The organism is Acinetobacter sp. neg1, from assembly GCF_000788125.1.
Taxonomy (GTDB): domain Bacteria; phylum Pseudomonadota; class Gammaproteobacteria; order Pseudomonadales; family Moraxellaceae; genus Acinetobacter; species Acinetobacter vivianii.
This window is the reverse complement of sequence record NZ_JSZD01000015.1, coordinates 44680-64250: the sequence shown is the minus strand read 5'-3', so window position 1 is coordinate 64250 and position 19571 is coordinate 44680. Positions and strand designations below refer to the sequence as shown.

The 19571-nt window shown below is 38.4% G+C and carries 12 protein-coding genes and 1 pseudogene; 7 read left to right on the top strand and 6 right to left on the bottom strand.

Going from position 1 to position 19571, the window contains the following annotated elements:
- Positions 1 to 28: 28 nt before the first annotated feature.
- The 3 genes from PJ15_RS11315 to PJ15_RS11305 form a co-directional block, all read right to left on the bottom strand.
- Positions 29 to 217, bottom strand: coding sequence for a hypothetical protein (locus tag PJ15_RS11315; RefSeq protein ID WP_047430860.1), 189 nt, complete (start codon positions 215 to 217; stop codon positions 29 to 31).
- Positions 218 to 692: 475 nt separating this feature from the next.
- Positions 693 to 1661, bottom strand: coding sequence for a hypothetical protein (locus tag PJ15_RS11310; protein WP_047430857.1), 969 nt, complete (start codon positions 1659 to 1661; stop codon positions 693 to 695).
- A gap of 244 nt (positions 1662 to 1905) precedes the next feature.
- Positions 1906 to 3840: a hypothetical protein gene (locus PJ15_RS11305; protein ID WP_047430854.1), complete on the bottom strand. Its 1935-nt coding sequence runs from the start codon at positions 3838 to 3840 to the stop codon at positions 1906 to 1908.
- A 490-nt stretch (positions 3841 to 4330) separates the two neighbouring features.
- Between PJ15_RS11305 and PJ15_RS11300 the strand changes: the two genes are divergently transcribed.
- The 4 genes from PJ15_RS11300 (at position 4331) to PJ15_RS11285 (ending at position 11163) form a co-directional block, all read left to right on the top strand.
- Complete coding sequence (locus tag PJ15_RS11300; protein ID WP_047430851.1) at positions 4331 to 5023, top strand: hypothetical protein; 693 nt, start codon at positions 4331 to 4333, stop codon at positions 5021 to 5023.
- Between the two features lie 641 nt (positions 5024 to 5664).
- The gene (locus PJ15_RS18730; protein WP_052138593.1) at positions 5665 to 10221 is read left to right on the top strand and encodes an RHS repeat-associated core domain-containing protein; all 4557 of its coding nucleotides are present in this window, start codon (positions 5665 to 5667) and stop codon (positions 10219 to 10221) included.
- A 1-nt stretch (position 10222) separates the two neighbouring features.
- Positions 10223 to 10489: a hypothetical protein gene (locus PJ15_RS11290; protein WP_047431148.1), complete on the top strand. Its 267-nt coding sequence runs from the start codon at positions 10223 to 10225 to the stop codon at positions 10487 to 10489.
- Between the two features lie 320 nt (positions 10490 to 10809).
- Complete coding sequence (locus PJ15_RS11285; RefSeq protein WP_047430848.1) at positions 10810 to 11163, top strand: hypothetical protein; 354 nt, start codon at positions 10810 to 10812, stop codon at positions 11161 to 11163.
- A 137-nt stretch (positions 11164 to 11300) separates the two neighbouring features.
- Here PJ15_RS11285 and PJ15_RS11280 read toward each other — a convergent pair whose 3' ends face one another.
- A complete protein-coding gene (locus tag PJ15_RS11280; protein WP_047430845.1) occupies positions 11301 to 11741 on the bottom strand; it encodes a GNAT family N-acetyltransferase in 441 nt (146 codons plus the stop codon).
- A 399-nt stretch (positions 11742 to 12140) separates the two neighbouring features.
- On the opposite strand from PJ15_RS11280, the gene mqo reads away from it, so the two are divergent.
- The 3 genes and pseudogenes from mqo to PJ15_RS11265 all read left to right on the top strand — a co-directional run bounded on the left by mqo (position 12141) and on the right by PJ15_RS11265 (position 15602).
- Positions 12141 to 13781, top strand: coding sequence for a malate dehydrogenase (quinone) (mqo, locus tag PJ15_RS11275; RefSeq protein ID WP_047430843.1), 1641 nt, complete (start codon positions 12141 to 12143; stop codon positions 13779 to 13781).
- Between the two features lie 49 nt (positions 13782 to 13830).
- Positions 13831 to 15105 (top strand): annotated as a pseudogene (locus tag PJ15_RS11270) (MFS transporter); the annotation flags it as partial.
- Positions 15106 to 15146: 41 nt separating this feature from the next.
- Positions 15147 to 15602 carry a hypothetical protein gene (locus tag PJ15_RS11265; RefSeq protein ID WP_047430837.1) on the top strand — a complete coding sequence of 152 codons (456 nt, stop codon included), beginning with the start codon at positions 15147 to 15149 and terminating at the stop codon, positions 15600 to 15602.
- Between the two features lie 53 nt (positions 15603 to 15655).
- Here the strand turns inward: PJ15_RS11265 and PJ15_RS11260 are convergent, their stop codons facing one another.
- The gene (locus tag PJ15_RS11260; protein ID WP_047430836.1) at positions 15656 to 17716 is read right to left on the bottom strand and encodes a choline transporter; all 2061 of its coding nucleotides are present in this window, start codon (positions 17714 to 17716) and stop codon (positions 15656 to 15658) included.
- Positions 17717 to 17832: 116 nt separating this feature from the next.
- Positions 17833 to 19443 carry a BCCT family transporter gene (locus PJ15_RS11255; protein ID WP_047430832.1) on the bottom strand — a complete coding sequence of 537 codons (1611 nt, stop codon included), beginning with the start codon at positions 19441 to 19443 and terminating at the stop codon, positions 17833 to 17835.
- Between the last annotated feature and the right edge of the window lie 128 nt (positions 19444 to 19571).

Below are 19571 nucleotides of genomic sequence, written 5' to 3'. Positions count from 1 at the left end.
ATCAAATGAGACAGTATTAAGTATGAACTCAACGATTAGTATTTGCTTCACGTTCCTCACGACGCTTTTTTAGGTGTGCAACGACTTGGTCATGTGGCACAGCTGGACGTGGGTCAGCAGATGCTTTTTCTATTTTGGCTCTAAACCATGCGTTGTATTCTGCTTCGTGGTCGGAACTATCAAATTCAGACACAATAGGGTCAAAAATAGTGCTCATGTGCTTATCTCATTTAACCTCTAGATAATACTTTAGCAGGCTTTTAAGAAAATATCCGTCGTTTACATACATTCTATCTTCTAGAAATGACTTGTTATAACAGAGTAATAAAGATTCATACTAGTGGCATGTTCCCAGTTCGATCGTTCCAATTACTTTTGCAATCAATGTATAGTCTTCTCAGAATTCGGAAAAAACGTACGCTTAAGCCGATGACAACGGTTATGACGCCCTGAACACCAGTGCCAACCTCCACCGCTGTCCTCAGGCGGCCCCCTATTAGCTTAGCGTACGTTTTCGTTCAATTGGACTTCACTCCTCTTCACCGTCTTGGTCATTACCAAGTAGCTAAGAGAGTTTCGATATCTTTTCCAATATGCCTTCTTTCAGCAATAAAATTATGAACAGCATAGATTTCAACTCGCTTATTCTTGAACTGCTCAATGTTCTCTGCAATATGAAAGCTACCAATCATTTAAAACCACTGATCTTCGGGAAAAATATTTGGTACCTCGTAATGCATATTTTCATCTGGCTCATCCGAATATGGACTATCAAAAGCATTTGCAGAAACATGGATCGTCAAATCATCTGATAATCCTTCGATCTTCTCCAAAATCTCAGGCGGACAACTTTTATCAAAGGTCAACACAAAACCATAGATCAAACCATCATCACTACTATTTTCCAGTGTGTACCATTCCAGCAATTCAAGATCTTCATCTGTTATGCCAAGCTCCGCTGCCAATCTGCTCTGAGGGCGTATCCCATACCGTAGCTCTGGGTCAACCCAATCATCATTAATGCCGCCTCCAACTTCAAGCTCGAAATCGTAAAAACCGCGCTTACCAGCCATACGGGGCAATTTCACCTGTACAACTATATCCAGAGTATCGCCACAAAACGGTTTATCATCCAGTGGCTCGCCTTTATACTGGGTTTTGGCAATCGCGACTAGTTCGTCACCACGATCTTCGATTTGTACATCCTCATAATAAGGTGTATCGAAAAATCCCGCATTAGTCTCAGCCATTACACCAGAAAGCTCATCATCTATAAGAGATTGGCAATCGGGTAATAAGACTTCAATAATATAAGTTTCCAATGTTTCATAGAGCCAGACATCTCCACCGCATAGCCCTTCATTGGCAAGCATGTCTGATAGAAGCTTAGCGAGCTCAATTGATTGAATAAGGTCATTTGGTAAACCGTTGAGTTTCGAGCGTCTGTCATTCATTAAAGGTATATCAGGAATGAATATTAATGCTTCTTCGAGCTGAACCAGTGGGTAATTCTTTTCGGCCATAAGTGCCGCATGGCTCTTATACCCGAAAAATGCCGCAACCAGCTCTCTAGCATGTGAAGCTTTTAGTTTCTCAACAGATTGGTGAGCATGATTTTGACGCAGAAAATCTGCGCACAATTTTGATAGGTCAATACTCATGGGAGCGATCCTGTCTTAACAATGCTGGGCTTTAAAGGTAGTGGTAAGTGTTTAAATCACTACGCTTGCCAGCAGGGTTAATAAAGATCAACTGCAATTGGCAGGTAGTTCAATTTGCTGTCTTTTAGGTCACTTACAGCCTTGGCAATCAGCTCCAATATCTAAGATACCAGATTGTTAGATTTTGGCAAGACGAATAAATGATGCAATTAACTGACCATGTCCAGACATGGCTACCATTATACTACTGCAACCAATCTGGCTTCTCATCAAGAAATCCTTTCACCTGTTGGTCAGGCAGTTTCATTCGTATTTCAACACTACCAGTACGTTTATAAGTTAAATGACCTTGAAGTACTCCATTCAAATCAGGATTAGCTGTGGAAATAGGTACTAATACTTTAATCATACTCGCTAAGTTTTCTATCCATTCTGATGCAGGCTTTAGTGGGTCTATGATTGTAGATAATTTAACCAATAATTGGTAAACCTGCTTAGCTGAACCTTTGATACTTAGATTTATCAACAAATTGTTATTAACCCAGCTAATAGGAACTACTATTTGTTGTAATCCATTATGCTCAATATCGTAAAGTAAAGAATTAGAAAACCCTGAAAGAAAATCTTGCATCTCAATAGAAAGGTTACTAGTAGCTCCGAAAGTTACTTTTGCCAGATTTAATATTCCATCATCAAACGCAATTGAAGTTATATTTGTAATGTCAAATTTACTACGAATGAATTTATCAATAGCACCGCATCCAGTTTCTATTATTCGTAAGAGTCGCTCATTCGGTAATACTATTGCCGACGGCTCAATATAAGATTCTTTGGGAGAATCATTGTTTGTAATACTAATAAATACAACTAATTCACTTTCTAGTATAGGCTCTTCAATATCAGTTATTGAAATATCTTCATTTGTAGTCTCTTCCAACTCTATTTCTGTATCATCTTGAGCAATACCAAGATATTCTGGAATTAATGGATTCCCTTTAAAATAATCACTTAATAATCGCTTCCAAAGATCAACTGTCATAAATCCATCAAATCTGAACAATTTCGTGTAGTCAGAGTGCTTTCCAGCTTGGTCTATCGCTAAATCAATTCTTTCTAAATACTCATCTTGAGGATAGGCTCGGATAGCGCCATCAAAATGAGTAATAGCTGAAGTACCGATAGAGTATTCTGCATGTGCATAACGACATCCATAATTCTCATCTGGAAGCCCACCAGATAAATTCTCAATTAGCTCTTCAATTTCAAAGGTGCGATACCTATCCTCTACATTTGAATTTAAGCGTGTTTCAGGTGATTTCCACCAAATTTGAGTCCTATCAATACCCTCAAAATATCTTGTTCTATCAGATGCTTTATGTTCAGTTACACCATTCGGTATTGATGAAATATCATCATTAAAATGTGGTCCCCACCAATATTCCAACTCTAATAAATTGGTGGCAGTATCAGGATGACCAATAAGATCTGGATCAAGACGTAGTCGAGGAACTAAATGAGGACTCTCTACTACTGTTTTATCAAAACTTGAAAGAAAGTATTCATTAAATTTATTTCTATGTGACAGACTACGTCTAAAAAACCTATGTGCAAATATCAATAGATTATGCTTATTATCAAGAAAAACCCCTGGTTGAACTTGCTTCATTCTCTGACACAATATTTTGTAATCTGTTAAGCCATCTTTGTCTACAAAATCGCTTGAGATATTAAAGAGTTCAGGATAGAGCGATGATGCAATATTTTTGCGAGATAGTACATATGCCTCCATCTTAAGAAACTTATCGGACTCATCAAGCTCTGATAAGTTAGCTCTTTCTAATAAATCATTTTTTAAAGTATCACTCACTTTGTTGTGATGTGATTCCCAAAAATGAGAAGCTAACTGCATTAACTGAATTTTCTCTTGTTCAGTTTCGGCCTCTTCGATTACTCCAACGACCCGAACCATATTGCTATCAATAAAGAGACCAAGAACTTGACTCCATCCATAGGGGCGGTGCATATCATGTTGTATGTGAACTGGTAGTCCAGCCGGAAGACCTGTAATAAGCCTTTTAGAATGGTGGCTTTCCTCTGCACTCATCAATGCACTTGCGGTAATTCTGAAGCCTGATTTGTTTATTTGATCTGTAGTAAAAATACCTAGTTGCCGCTTCATATGGATTGTCCGTTATTTAAATAGAAAAAGTTTTTAAACATAGATTAGGGCGCGTTGATATTTGCCGTGTGAATTTCAACCAATGAGAACAATCACTTTTGATACCAATGGTTATAAATGACTTACTCATCAGAACACACAATAAAAATGGTGATTTTTTATTTAAAATTCATACAGTTATTTTTAAAATATCCACACCCCCTAGTTAAAGGTATAGATATTTCACTTAATGAGACAGCACAAATCAAGCTTTGAATATAATGAATAAAATATAATGATTTCAAGTTATTAAAGCCAGACTTTAAAGTTAAAACTACTTAGCAGACTTCTTACCAACATGATGTAAAAGTTATTTAGGCTAGTAATTTTACGACATAAAATGACGCATCTCTAACTTTTTCTATCCCATAAATAAAACTAATGACTTAAATTAAATGACAAGGAATTAACCTACTTAATTTACAAATAAATTATCTATTTGAGGAAAACTATGCAAGAAATAAAGCCCCTTTTAGTACAGTTAAATCAACTTGAACCATTGCCAGCAAAGAACAGAGAAACGTATTTAGAAAGCCTTACCAGACGAGGCTATAAATACATGACTGCTATTACAGGAATCTTGTTTTTAATATTAGTTATACTGGCTGTATGGCATAAGACATCTCCCTTTACGGATCAAGGAAGAGAAATTGCTATATGGTTTGCTTTGTTAACTATGTTTATACCAACGATGTATATCATTATCGATATATGCGTTGGCTTAGTATCAATATTTAAATTTAAATCGCGAAGTTTTGATTGGTTGATACTTGAAATTGAACATGATAAAAAAGCAATTGAATCATTAATCAAGTACAAAAAAGAAACTCTTTTAGAAGTGCAAGATTGGCTTCAGTTAAAATGCTCCCGACTCAGTAATAGAATTTCTACATTTATTGGAAACTCGGACAAATATGCTGTGTTTTCATTAATAGGGTTAGGTTGGTCTGTATGGAAAGAATTGTCAAAAACACCATCTGTTTCATTTTCATTAACTAATGGGGACATAGTCCAAACCTTGCTGCTGTATGGTACAGCTTTTCTAACAGGAATTGCTTTAGGTGCAATGATTGTCAACTATCAAATCCAACGCTACAAATACCAATTAGAACTTATTGAATTTGCATTAAAGCAAAAAAATTAAAATGACAACTGTTGCGTCGTTCACGACCAAAAATGACAACGGTCATGTCGTTTAAAGTTGTCATTGAATGTCGTTGTGAGTTGTAAGTTATTAATTTTACATATTGCAAAATGACAACTGATGTGTCGTTCAACGTTATGCGTCACGCGACACATAAGTTGTCATTTGCGACGCATAACATGTCATTGAGCGACACATAAGTTGTCATGGATAAAAAACCGCCATAAATTGGCGGTTTTTTTATGACGTAAATAAATTTAATTATGCTTTGTTAGCTTCCTCATGTCGCATAAACTTAAATTTATTAAATTACAATCTGTTGCCTCATAAAAGATTTGAAAATAATTCTGAACTTTGTTAATTCTTTTTGGCAATTAGGGCATCCTTATATCTTTATTACTAGTTAAAGCAACAACATAAAATTTAGAAACTCCACCACCCCGTGACTATGCGTGAAGATCCTCGAAATAGAATTTCAATCAAGAGACAACGATTAATAAGAACTCCATTATAAGAAAATAAATTAGTTGTACATTATTCTTCAAGCATAGGCTTATTGATATAGAAATTATATAATTGAATAAGCTTTTCAAGATACATATATGCAACAACACCATTTTCAACTATTTTAGTAGGAAACTATGAAACTTAATAAAATATTAGTGACTTTGATATTTTCATGTTGCGTTGTATCAGCACATGCTTTAATAACAAATTCTGGTGAAACTTATGAACAATCGACTTTAAGCGTCGCAAACAAACCTATAAACTCATGTTTAATTGGGATTAATGCAACTTCTAGACAAATAGAGTTAAACAGTACTGATATTCAAGGTGTACTTCCCTTTTCTAGATCGTACAATACTTCTTTACAGTTAGGCTACAGGCCAGAATTTAGAATAGGTGATGGTAAATCCCTAGATTCGGCATTTGCAGCATCTTATCTAGAAAATAGAGCTTTATTAGGAATAGGTTGGAGCCACAATTATGATTATAAGTTAACAACATTCGGTAATGCTCAATATAATATCTATCGTCTATATATTTTGAGTTTACCCGGAGAAAACTATCCAATTACCCTTCGAAAACAGCCTAATGGGACACATAAGGTAATCAGTAATGTCAATGACACCAATCCAAGCCCAGATGTCGAGTTTAGTGTTAGTGATGATGATGGCACAAATATTACAATTAAAAGAAAAGGTATTGAATATACATTTAAAGCCTTATCTGGTTCTAGAAATCTAACCGAAAATTTTTATATTACAAAAATTAAATATCCTGGCAACAAAATTATAGACCTAACTTATACTTCTTATGTTAAAGGCAAGGAAATTATTCGTATAATTTCCGATATCTCAGATAACCTAGGCAATAAACTCAAGATTAATTACATCAATCTTGATGGATCAGATACCTCAGTTCTAGGACAAAAGTTAAGAGGACAAATTTCTAGTGTCACTACAAACTCGAATCCATTAAACCAGCAAACTGTCAATTATAACTACGAATCCTTTCAATACCAAATGCAAGGAATAAATCAAGATGGCATTATTTTAACCCAAGCAGTTTCTACTAAAAATGGAGCAGAAGTTTATAACTATAATAAAAACTATGTTCACAAAGGTTTATATGTTGATAAAGAGAGGAAAGATCCTGGTGTAACAATTCCAATTCTTTCGCAATACTCAAGACAAGGAACATTATTAAGAACTTGGGAGGCAACAGAGAACTCCATAGCAAGCTATACTGATAGATCAAAAGACTATGGAGTCTTGAAATTTACAGAAGATTACGCTCAGTTTTTAAATGGACAACCTTACTACCAAAGAGCAACTTTAACCCTTTCTCCCCCCTCATCACCTAATAACCCATTAGCTGCGGAAACATTTGAAGTTGAAAATGGTACAAATAATGATGGGCCAGCAATTGCTTATATTGCCACATCGACTAGTCCAAGTTGTTTGACTTATAATGATAAATCGATTAAGAACTTATTATTTAGGAAAGACATACGTCAGCTAGCCCGCGTTATTGATAAACACAATAATCGAACTGAATTCTATTATGACAATAAAAATAGAGTAACCAACTATGCTGAGGCTGTAGGCTCAAATAGTGCACGGACAACAATTGCAACATATACTACTGATTTTGATATTCCAAGCACCATTAAAAAAGGAGATATCACACAAACAAATACCATAAATGCTCTAGGGCAAATTACAGAATCTGTTCTAAGCTCAACACAAGCAGTAAGTGTGAATAAAACAACGCAATATACCTACTATCCAAATGGTTTGGTAAAAAGCATTAATGGCCCTCGTAACGGAACCATAGATCAGATTACTTATACCTATGATAACTATGGTAATAAGGAATCTGAGTCACAAGTGGTTAAAGGAGTTGAAAGAAAAACAAGCTACTTAAACTATAACTCTTTTGGCCAGCCAGAACGTATCACTTATCCAAATGGATTAGTCGATCAATTTTTTTATAATCTAGATGGAACAGTTCAACAAAAAATTTATGGCAGTGGAAGTACTACGGGTAATATTACAGGACAAACATGGTTATACAAATATGATGAACTGAAACGTTTAATTAATGAAACAAGTCCAGATGGAGAACTTACAATATATGATTATGATGTACTCGGTCATGTAATACAAACAAAATATCCAGATGGTGGTATACGTACAATAAAGTATTTTGGTAATGGTATTATTCAGGCGGAAGAACTATGGGATAGCAGTAAAAGTAAACTTGTTAAAGCAAGTTATCAAAACCTAGATAGCAATGGACGAATCGCTCGGACTCAATCAGGAGTGAATGGTGATTGGTTTTGGATAAACAAATTCTATGATTTAAATGGCAATCTACTCCAAAACCAAACATCTGAAGGCTTGATTGAACGATGGGAATATGATGCTCTCAACCGAAATACTGCCCATATAGATAAAGCAGGAAATTACAACCGTACGAATTATGATGCGCTAGATAATGTGATTAGTGCAACCGATGCAGTTGGTAGTGGCTCCTTTCCACTAAACTATAGAAACGGTAATGCTTTAATCAATGAAAGGAATAAAGATTTTGGTTTTACGGGTTATTATCTTAATGAAGCTGATCTGATCAACCGCATTACTCGAGGAGATGATGAAGCTCGACGTTGTGATATGCCAGATGCAGAAATTGATGCATTGGAACGAGTTGGACATAAGATTTGCTCACCCTCTGCTGGTCCTGCACCTTTTAATGCCATGTTTGATTATATTTATAGTTATGATCAAAGTCGTTTTGGTCGATTAGATAAGGTAACCACTAGTGCAGATATGGGAGTTAATACTAGCTATAGTTACGATCTATATGATCGCCCTATTAGTAAGACCCAATTAAACAAATGGGGAGCACCAGTCTTAAAACCTCTGACAATTAGCTATGGTTATAGTATTGGAGGAAAACGAAATAGCATCACCCTACCTTCAGGACGGAAAATTAATTATAAGTATGACATAGGGAATACTGGACATTTAATAAGTGTGGATGTAGCTAATACAACACTCATTAATAACATTAACTTTAATCCAGCAGGAGAAATGATTGGTTGGAGTTGGGGGAATGGAGGTCGTTACTATTGGGCAAATGATCCCGCGTTAAATGATTTGGTTATATTTGTAGTCAATCGTGATCGTAATAATAATAGTAATTTTGATTTACTCTATGGTTATGATCGAGATGGGCGGATTCGTAAGAAAACAATTGATTTTAGTAAAGTTGATGACTTTGATTATCATCCGGCAGGTTATCTAAATAGTGAAACGCGTTCTGCAAATGGCTCACAAATTTATAATATAACGTATAGCTATGACAATAATGGCAATCGTAAAACTCTAAGAGCAATAGGTACACATCAGCAAGCAGCATCTACAGTAGATTATGGTTATAACGGCAATCGTTTAAACTCATTAATTAAGAATGGTGTGAATGAACCACTGAGTTACTATAATCCAATAGGTAATACGGGTGAATTGATTGGTAGATATAGCACGGCTCAAAGTTATGATGGAGCTGGTCGCTTGGCTTGGGAAAGAGGTAACAATGGCAAAGAGTGGGATATGCGTTATAACCACAAAAATGAGCGTACCTTATTAGGAGATAATACAGGAAGTAATGGAGGACCGTGGCTAGTTAGTACAGTAAGACAATTTGTTTATGATGAAGAAAGCCATCTGATTGGGGAATATGATAGCAATGGCACAGCTCTAGTTGAGTATATTTGGTTAGATGATAAACCGATAGCTGTGATCATGGGTTCTGGTGCATCAGCGAAGCTCTACTATATTGTTAATGATGCGCAAAATACACCACGTCGTTTAATTGATCCAAGTAATGATTCTGTAGTGTGGGCATGGGATAGTACAGCATTTGGTGTTGCTCCTCCAAATATTGAGTTGGTGAAATTTAACCTGCGTTTCCCAGGCCAATACTATGATATTCATAGTGGTTTGTTTTATAACCATAACCGTTACTACAACCCTGAATTGGGACGGTATATGCAGCCAGACCCAATTGGATTAGAAGGTGGGAGTAATCCTTATATCTATGCTGGATCAAATCCAGTGATGAATGTCGACCCAAATGGATTAGAATTCTCCAATTCTCTTTACAATTTTGCATACAACACTAGCTATGCTATTAACGATGGTTTAACTTTTGGATTATGGACTAATTTTAATAATTGGTATTATGGTGGTACTGGTTTTGATGGAAACTCAGCAGGAGCCTATATTGGTGGCGCTGCTGCGATGGCATTTACAGGCCCATCTAATATTACTAAAAAAGGAGTAGGTATAGTTGCTAGCCAAACCACTGAACTTTCTTCTTTTAGCAGTAAGATGGCTGCAAATTTGAAAGACCATTTACGTCAAACTGAAAAGTATGGACAAGGAGGAGTTAAGCAGTTAGAAAATGGGAAAATCAGATATTATGGTGAAAGTATATCTCCTCGAAAAGCAGGAGAAATGACTGGTTGGCGTACCGTAAGGGAGTGGAATCCTATTACTGGGCAGAAGCGGACATGGCATGAAACACTTGATAGTTCTGGTAATATTAGACAAGTACGTCCAGAGTTTAATAATGGGACTAAAACACATTATTTGTTTGATCGTAATGGGAAATATACTGGGAAATGGTAAGATGAAAATATCTTTATTAGATATACAGCAAGTATTTAATGATTTATTAAATCATAAAATTAGTCGAGATGATGCTGAAGAATGGGCAAGGGTTAGGATGAATGCATTAGATAGCAACGAATTATTTTTTGACCCTATTACTAAAGAGGACCTTCTATGGGATGCAGTAATATATTTAAGTGGTGTTGGTTTAAAAATATCACCTGATGAATATCTGCAGGATGAATCTGCTATTAAAGAAACATTTGATACTTACTGGAATGATTAAAAGATTTATTCATAGCAGCTTTATCAATTCTTAAAACTTATCCAGTTAAAAAAGAGGAGATCAAATCTCCTCTTTTTTAACTTGTAGGAAAATGGAGCTGCTGTAAGGGCGATTACAGGGCCATCCATTATGGTGAAAATGGGCAGTTACCGCTGTAAGTAAGTTTAAATGGGATACACAGGCTCTCCAAGAAGCTTACTTGTAAAAGATATTATGGATATGCGTAATTATACAAGTACCCCAAATCGCTCTTTAATTAAGTTAATTGAAATGAATAAGAAAATGTATCTAACAGCATTTACTGAAGTTAGTAAATAAGTATGAACAATGAAGAATTTGTTGACGGACTTAAGCTGCATGTTAGAGATGCAGCAGTAAGCGATGTTATTAGTCAGTTAAAGGAACCACTTGGTAGACGTATTTTACCCCAGATAAAATTACTGTCTGAATGGTATAATTCTTTAGAGGAAGATGATATTACTAAAATTAATAGTATAATTGAATTAACTGCACATGAAGTTTTATTTGGTGTTTTAACTGTATTAGACGGTTCTAGAATTATTGATGAAGAAAAAGGACAGCTAGAGTTAATATATGAAACACATGATAAGAGAGTTATACTAAATAATTCTTCTGAGATAGGACTATATGAATTACTCAATGCTTCAAATTGATTAATATATAGCATAAAATATTTAAATTTATATCTAGTATTCCTTTATTAATTATTTTAACAGCCCTGCCTTCATCGCTAATAACTAGTGATAAAGGCAGGCATGTAAATGCTTTGATAGATTGAAGTTCTCAAAAACTATTCCAGATTTTTTCGATATTGGATAAAACCAGCATTTATAGCAATGTTGTCATAAAGCCTTCTGGCCTGCTCATTACTTTCATGCGTTAACCAGTAGACACGCGAACATTGTCTTTCAGCCGCTTTTTCATAAACGGCTTCAATCAATTTGCGCCCCAAACCTTTTACCCGCGCATTCGGTGCAACAAATAAATCCTGTAAATAGCAATATTCGCCTATCGTCCATGTACTCCGATGAAAAATAAAATGCACAAAACCAATCAGCTTCTCTTGTTCTTCAATAACCAGACAGTACATCGCTTCATCAGGATCAAGTAAACGAGAAAATGTTTTTTCTGTAATTTGAGGATCGATCTCAACCTGATAAAAAGCTTGGTATCCTTGCCATAATGACATCCAGTTTTGCTGATCTTGCTGGCAGAGCTGTCTTAATTTCACTTTATAACTTCCATTTGCTCTTCTAATTTTCAAAAGCATAAACCAGCCCTGAACAAAAGGCAGTGCCAATCCGCTTTTTTCACCAGAACCAATTTATTAACGTTATATTTGGTTAAAATGTGACACACTTCTCTAAACCATAAACGGGAGATTTTCCACCACTTCACACAATACAAATACATAAAATAATTAAAAGCGACTTGATTAGTACACTTTGAAACATTCGTTAACCAAAACACTGTCTAATTTAAAGTAAAATTCATGAACTAACTCCTCCAACGTCTGTTTCAAGGCCATCCCTTGACTGATGTGCCTTTATTGCGTCTGTATCATCATTTAAATTCTTTCTCTCTATATCGTTTGTCATATAGAGCGTCATTTAATTTTAAGGTAAATTGAATGAAAAAATTTTGGAAATATTTATTAGTACTGCTCGTAGTACTAATTATTATTGCAATTGCCTTTCTTTTTAGACCAGTTGCGTCTAAGGCAATTAAAACTGCAAATGACGAGCCGACTGTCGATGTTGTACTCATCGGCGGCGGGATCATGAGTGCCACTTTAGGTACTTACCTCAACGAATTACAACCAGACTGGAACATCCGCATGTATGAACGTCTTGATGCTGTTGCACAAGAAAGTTCAAACGGTTTTAACAATGCGGGTACAGGTCACTCTGGCTTTATGGAAATGAACTATACCGAAGAAAAAGACGGTAAAATGGACATTTCTAAAGCCATTAACGTGGCAAGCCAGTTCGAAATTGCAAAACAGTTCTGGGCTTACCAAGTCAAACAAGGTGTGCTTGAAACTCCAAATACATTCATCAACCCAGTACCGCATATTGCGTTTGTCTGGGGCGACAATGTGAACTTTATGGAAAAGCGTTATGCTGCCATGGTTCAACATCCATTATTCGCTGGCATGAAATTGAGTGAAGACAAAGCTGAAATTCAACAATGGGCTCCATTGGTGATGGACGGTCGTGATCCTCAACAAAAAGTTGCTGCAACGCGTATGGACGTAGGTTCTGACGTGAACTACGGTGCAATCACCAAACAGTTGATTGGCAACCTCGAAAAGAGTCCAAACTTCAAGCTAAGCACTTCAACAGAAGTCACTGGCATTAGCAAAAATGACGACAATACTTGGTCTGTCGCTTTCAAAGATGTGAAATCTGGCAAAGTTGATCATGTAAAAACGCGTTTTGTGTTTATTGGTGCGGGCGGTGCTGCAATCAAATTATTGCAAATGACTGGTCTTCCAGAAGCTCAACAATATGCAGGCTTCCCTGTAGGTGGTGAGTTCCTTGTAACCGACAATCCAGCGGTAACTGCAAAACACACAGCTAAAGTGTATGGCCGTGCTGATCTTGGTGCGCCTCCAATGTCTGTTCCACATATTGATACCCGTTATATCGACGGTAAAAAATATGTATTGTTTGGCCCATTCGCAACCTATTCAAACAAGTTCCTGAAAAATGGTTCACAACTTGATTTGCTTGCATCGACCAACAAGAACAACGTGTTGCCTATGGCTGCAATTGGTCTACAAAATGCTGACCTTGTACAGTATCTCGTAAGTCAGGTATTGATGTCGGATGCTGACCGTTTCAACGAGTTGAAAAAATACTATCCTGAAGCAGATCCAAAAGACTGGCATCTACAACAAGGTGGTCAACGTGTTCAGATCATCAAGAAAGAACCGGGCAAACCAGCTAAATTGCAATTCGGTACAGAAATCTTTGCATCTAAAGACAAGTCTGTAACGGCGTTGTTGGGTGCTTCTCCGGGTGCATCTACTTCACCTTACATCATGCTTAACTTGCTTGAAAAAGCATTCCCAGAGCAAACCAAAGGTGTGTGGAATGATAAATTGCACGAGATTGTCCGTTCTTATGGTCAAGACCTTGCCAATGATCCAGCATTGCTTGATCAAATCCGTCATTATTCAAGCTCAACACTTGGCTTGAACTATACGACACCTGCAAACTTGGTTCCTGCGAAAAAAGTCGAAAAAGCTGAAGCTGTTGCTCAGTAATTCTGCTTAGGAATGAGTTCAAAAGGGAGGAGTTTCGGCTCTTCCCTTTTTTGTTTTATTTTTTCTGTGCCTTTTTAAATCTATGCCTTCCGATGTAAGCCCCTCAGCTTTTGCCGCATTTACCTGTCGTGATTTCAAGTTATTGACCATCAATCAATGCTGCTTAACCTTTGCGGTTTTGATTCAGGAAGTGCTGATTGCCTTTCATCTTTATCAAATTACCAAGAATCCACTCATCCTCGGTCTAGTTGGGATCATGGATTTCTTACCCTTTTTGGCGCTCTCTTTATGGGGCGGTTATATTGCTGACCGTTTTAATCGCCAGCGTATTTTGCAGATCAGCTTTAGTATTGCCATTCCCCTTTCCATCGCTTTATGGCTCTGTTTCGATCTGTTTCAGTCGGACAAAATCACAACCACCGTCTTACTGATTTCGACCTTTAGTCTTTTATTTCTATTTGGCTGCATTCGCGGCATTTATAGTCCGTGCTTTAACTCATTACGACCTTTTGTCGTGCCCGAACATCTTTATACCAATGCCGCAACATGGACCAGCATGTGCTGGCAAGCCTGCGGTATCCTTGCTCCCGTGATCGGTGGTTTTTTGCTGGCGCATCTTGATCTAGATATTACCTTTGCTGTTATTGTCGGATTATTTATGACAGGTAGCGTGGCACTCTGGCGCTTACAAAAAAGACAATTTCCACAGCTTCAAACCGAATCGATTGCTAAAAGCCTGCAACAGGCACTGCAATTTATTTTTAAAACTAAAATTATTTTCTGGGCCATGTTTCTCGATCTTGGCTCGGTATTTTTTGGTGGCATCATTGCCCTGCTACCGATTTTTGCGCAGGATGTGTTGCATATCGGCGCTGACGGTTTCGGGCTATTGCGTGCTGCGCCTGCGTTTGGCGGCCTGATTATGATGATGATTCTAGTTCGTTATCCACCCAAACATAGACCTTGGCAGATCATGCTAATGGCCGTTGCAGGATTTGGTTGTTGCACATTGTTATTTGCTGTTACCAGACACCTCTATTTTTCTGTCGCAGTTCTCATTATTATGGGAGCTTGTGACAGTATCAACATTGTCATTCGTCAAACCATACTGCAACTTATTCCCCCCAAGGACATGCTTGGACGTATTGCTGCCATTAATGGCATCTTTGTCACGTCTAGTAATGAGCTAGGCGCATTGCAGTCCAGTGTGATGACACGCTTTTTCAGTGTGGTTCCAGCAATGTTGATCGGCGGCACGCTTTCTTTGCTCTGCGTGGCTTTAACCAGTGTCAGAAGCAAAGCGTTATTTAAATTTCGTTTTTAAATTCTTTTATATCGCTGTTTAGAAAAATCAATGTAAGTCATATGAAACACACTTTGCCCGCATCCTCTGGTGCATCTAGGTTCATTATCGTTTCCATTTTTGTATGGCTGGTACTTTTGTGCCTGCAATCCATCTATATCGTGATTATTGGCGGCAGCGCTTATCTTTTCTGGACCTCTTTTGGCTTACTGATCTTAAATGTACTCAGCCTTCGTCCAACCATCTTAAAAAACCGAATTGCCACCGTTGTGACGGCAGCCTTATTGATTTATCTGGTGCTTAACTCACTGTTTTGCACTTATCTGATTGTCGCCTTCTATTGTATTTTCCATTTATATTCCGATGAATATAAGAATAAACGTCTGATTAAACTGGTGGGTTTATTCCTGATCATGATTATTTTTGCGCTCTATCAAAGCCAGTCCCTACATGAACTAAAACAAAAATATGCGCCTTATGAAACAGGTGAAACTTGGCAACAACACGGCGCTTTATAAAAGCCATCCAATAAAAAAACCTCACATGACGTGAGGTTTTTTTATTGCGAATATTAATCTTGCGAGTCGGGATACAAAGGACGGTTTCCGGGACTAATGCGGTTGATATGCAAGAAAGTCATGTGACGTTCATACTTATCGAGAATGTCATTAATCACCTGTTCTTTGGTGTATCCCACCAAGTCATTATCCTGCGAACCTTCATACAGGAACGTTTCTAAACGATAGTAATGTTGCTTACCACGTTTGCCACGCTCACTAAAGGTCGGCGCGATATAACGCACAGGCCAGATCTGGTAAACGAAGTTATGCTCTTCTTCGATGTAAATGGTGAGATCAAGATGATACAGCGTATCACTCTCTTCCACTTCACCTTGCGTAACTTCGACACTCATGCCACGCTTGACCAGCTCATCTGCAACAGTCTGAACGGCAGGTTTACACACGCTGTCGAGCATACGTTGGGTTTCGCTACTGCCAGGATGATGCATAACGCGAGACAAACGCTGTTTCCAGTTTAGAATATCAACGTTACCCACCACAGGTGCCGCATTCAGACTGCGACTGGCTTTACGATAATCTTCTAAACGCAAGGATTTATACAGACCTGCCATCACCAGCAACATGACAAAACTAAACGGCAATCCCATAATGACCGTGGCACTTTGCAAGGCGGTAATTCCGTTTGCCATCAGCATGGCAACCGTCAATAAGCCAATTGCAGTGGCCCAGAAGATACGCAACCAACGCGGTGCATCATTATCGACATTGGAAAATTTGGTAGTGAAGTTACCCAGTACCAAAGCGCCAGAATCCGCTGAAGTCACATAGAACAGTAAACCCGTAATGGTGGCAATACCCGCAATAAAGGCAAAGCCCGGATATTGAGCCAGCAAGTCATAGAAACCATGCGCTGGATCGGTCAATACCGTTTGTGCCAGTGCCGTATTTCCATCAAAAATCACGCTATGTAAGGCACTATTACCAAAAATAGATAACCAAGTAATGGTGAACAATAATGGAATGATCAAGGTACCGCAGACAAATTCACGGATGGTACGACCACGGGAAATACGCGCTAGGAACAGACCAACAAATGGAGACCAAGCCACCCACCATGCCCAAAAGAACAAGGTCCAGCTATTCATCCAGTCTTTTGGACGGTCAAAGGCAAAGCTTTCCAGTGCCAGACTCGGGAAACGACTAATATAATCGCCAAAGTTTTGTACCAGTGCATTAAGCAGGAATTCGGTATTACCGAGGAACAATACAAACAACATCAAGCCAATTGCAGCATAAATATTGATTTCAGATAAAATCTTAATGCCTTTATTGACCCCTGCTGTCACTGAAATAATGGTGACAATTACCGCAAGCCCAATCAGGGCAATCTGAATCCACAGGTTCTCTGGTAAGCCAAACAGTACATGCAGACCATAATTGATCTGTACCACCGCGATACCACAGGTGGTCGCGATACCAAAAATGGTACCAATGACGGCGGCAGTATCGACGGTATGGCCAATCGGGCCATCAATTTTATTACCAAAAATCGGATATAACGCTGAACGGATGGTCAGTGGCAGATTATAGCGGTAACTAAAGTAACCTAACGCCATCCCGACCAGTGCATACATGCCCCAACCAGTTAAACCATAGTGGAACAGTGTCCACACCATCCCCTGACGAGCCGCCTCAAAGGTCTGACCTTCGCCAACAGGAGGATTCATATAGTGGGAGAGCGGCTCTGCAACCGAGAAGAACATCAAGTCTGTCCCGATCCCTGCCGCAAACAGCATGGCTGACCAGCTCAGTAGACTGAACTCAGGCTTCGAATGTTTTGGGCCGAGCTTAATATCGCCATAACGGGAACAGGCAATAAAGACCACAAAGACCAGATAAAGTGTCGCTGCTAACAAATAGTACCAGCTAAATTTATCACTGACCCATGCCAGCACTACATTCAGCAAGTGGTTGGCAAAATCGTTAAAAAAAATCGTAACAAGTGCAAATGTTAAAATAAGTAGAGCTGAAACATAAAAGACCACACGATTCAAATGATCTTTATTCGCTAATGTAGAATCATCAACCGCTCTTGGATTATCTGTTGCCATACAATCCTCAGGGAGTTAGAGAACAAAAAGAAAATATTCATCCACGTCTTTCCACTGCATCTTCAATGAAAAGACATTTCTGAATAAAAAATGAAAAATAAAAGTCATTACCCAAATTACAATGTTTCTGATTTTTCAGTTGCAAAATGTGATGGTGGGGTTACTGGCGCTATTACTTGCGGTGGTTGAGGTCGTAAAGCATCCTGCTTCAGGGCTTTGGCTAACCCAAACATATACAGCAAAATAATAACGGAAAATGGCAAACCACAAAGTACCACCGCGCTTTGCATGGAGTGAAAACTCCCTGCCAAAAGCAAGCCAATACTGACAATGGTAATGACCACAGACCAGAAAACTCTTAACCAAATTGGCGAATCACTTTCATTGCTACCCCCTTTCGAGGACAGATTTGCGATCATGAGTGTACCAGAACCCACAGGGGTCAAAAACAATACGAAACAAATCACAACAACAATGCCAGCAATATAGGGGTTGAATGGTAAATATTCGAGAAGCTTGAATAGAGATAAAGCTGCATCGGTCAACACCATATCACCGAGTGCTTGCTGCTTTTGATTCAAAATCAGATCAATCGCTGTATTTCCAAAAATCGAGATCCAGGCCAAGGTAAAGCCCAATGGCACCAGACAAACCCCCAGCACAACTTCACGAATGGTACGGCCTTTAGAAATACGTGCGATAAACATACCGACAAATGGCGCCCATGCAATCCACCATGCCCAGTAAAATACCGTCCATGCACCCTGCCATTCACCCGCTTTGGCATTGAAAAGATACATGTCAAAACTTTTACTAATAAAATGATCGAGGTAATCACCCGTGTTCTGCACCAAACCATTGAGTAAATGATTGGTTGGGCCAGTCAGGAACACAAATAATAATAAGGCATACAACAGACGCAGATTGATACGCGACAACCACGCCAGACCTTTTTCAATGCCAACTACAGTGGTAATGGTCGCCACAAACATCATCAATAACACCACAGCAATCAGCGTTGTATGATTATTGGGAATATCTGGTACTAAATAATGGAGGCCCGACACCAACACTAATGCGCCAATACCCAGATTGGTCACGAGGGAAATAACAGTCGCCAGAATCCCGAAGCCATCGACAAAATCACCGACCAAACCATAAATACGCTCACCAAAAATCGGATAGAGCGCAGAACGCAGTGCCAGCGGTAAATCTAAACGGAAGGCAAAATAACCCAGTGTTACACCTAATAAGGCATACAACACCCAGCCATGAATCCCCCAATGCAGGAAGCTATACATCATGGCATCCCGTGCAGCCTGAATCGTTCCGCCTGTACCTTCGGGTGGTCGCAAGAAGTGATCAACAGGTTCAGCCACACCATAATAGAGCAAGGCAATACCAATTCCTGCCGAAAAGAGCATAGACACCCACGCCAGATAACCAAACTCAGGTTTATCGTCATCTCGCCCTAAGGGAATTTGACCGACGCGCGAAAATGCCAGCCAGGCAACAAAACCTAAACACAGAATAATGACCAGCATGTAATACCAACCAAATAATTTGTTTGCCTGCCCTTGCACATAGGTCAGCCAGAACTGGCTTTGAGCTGGAAACAGTACAAACAATAGGCCAAAAATGCCGATACTGATTGCAGAGCTCCAAAAAACAAACAAATTTAAACGTATGGGTTCGGATGGGGATCCTTCATTACTTTTTGACACCATGTTCTTGCTCCTTGCAATTGGTGTATTTTTCTTAAAAAATAATGTGATAAGTCCTATTGAGTACTTACCTTCTTATCCATAAGAAGCCTTGATTTATTACTTTACATCTATTCTTGCCAAGCAAAAAT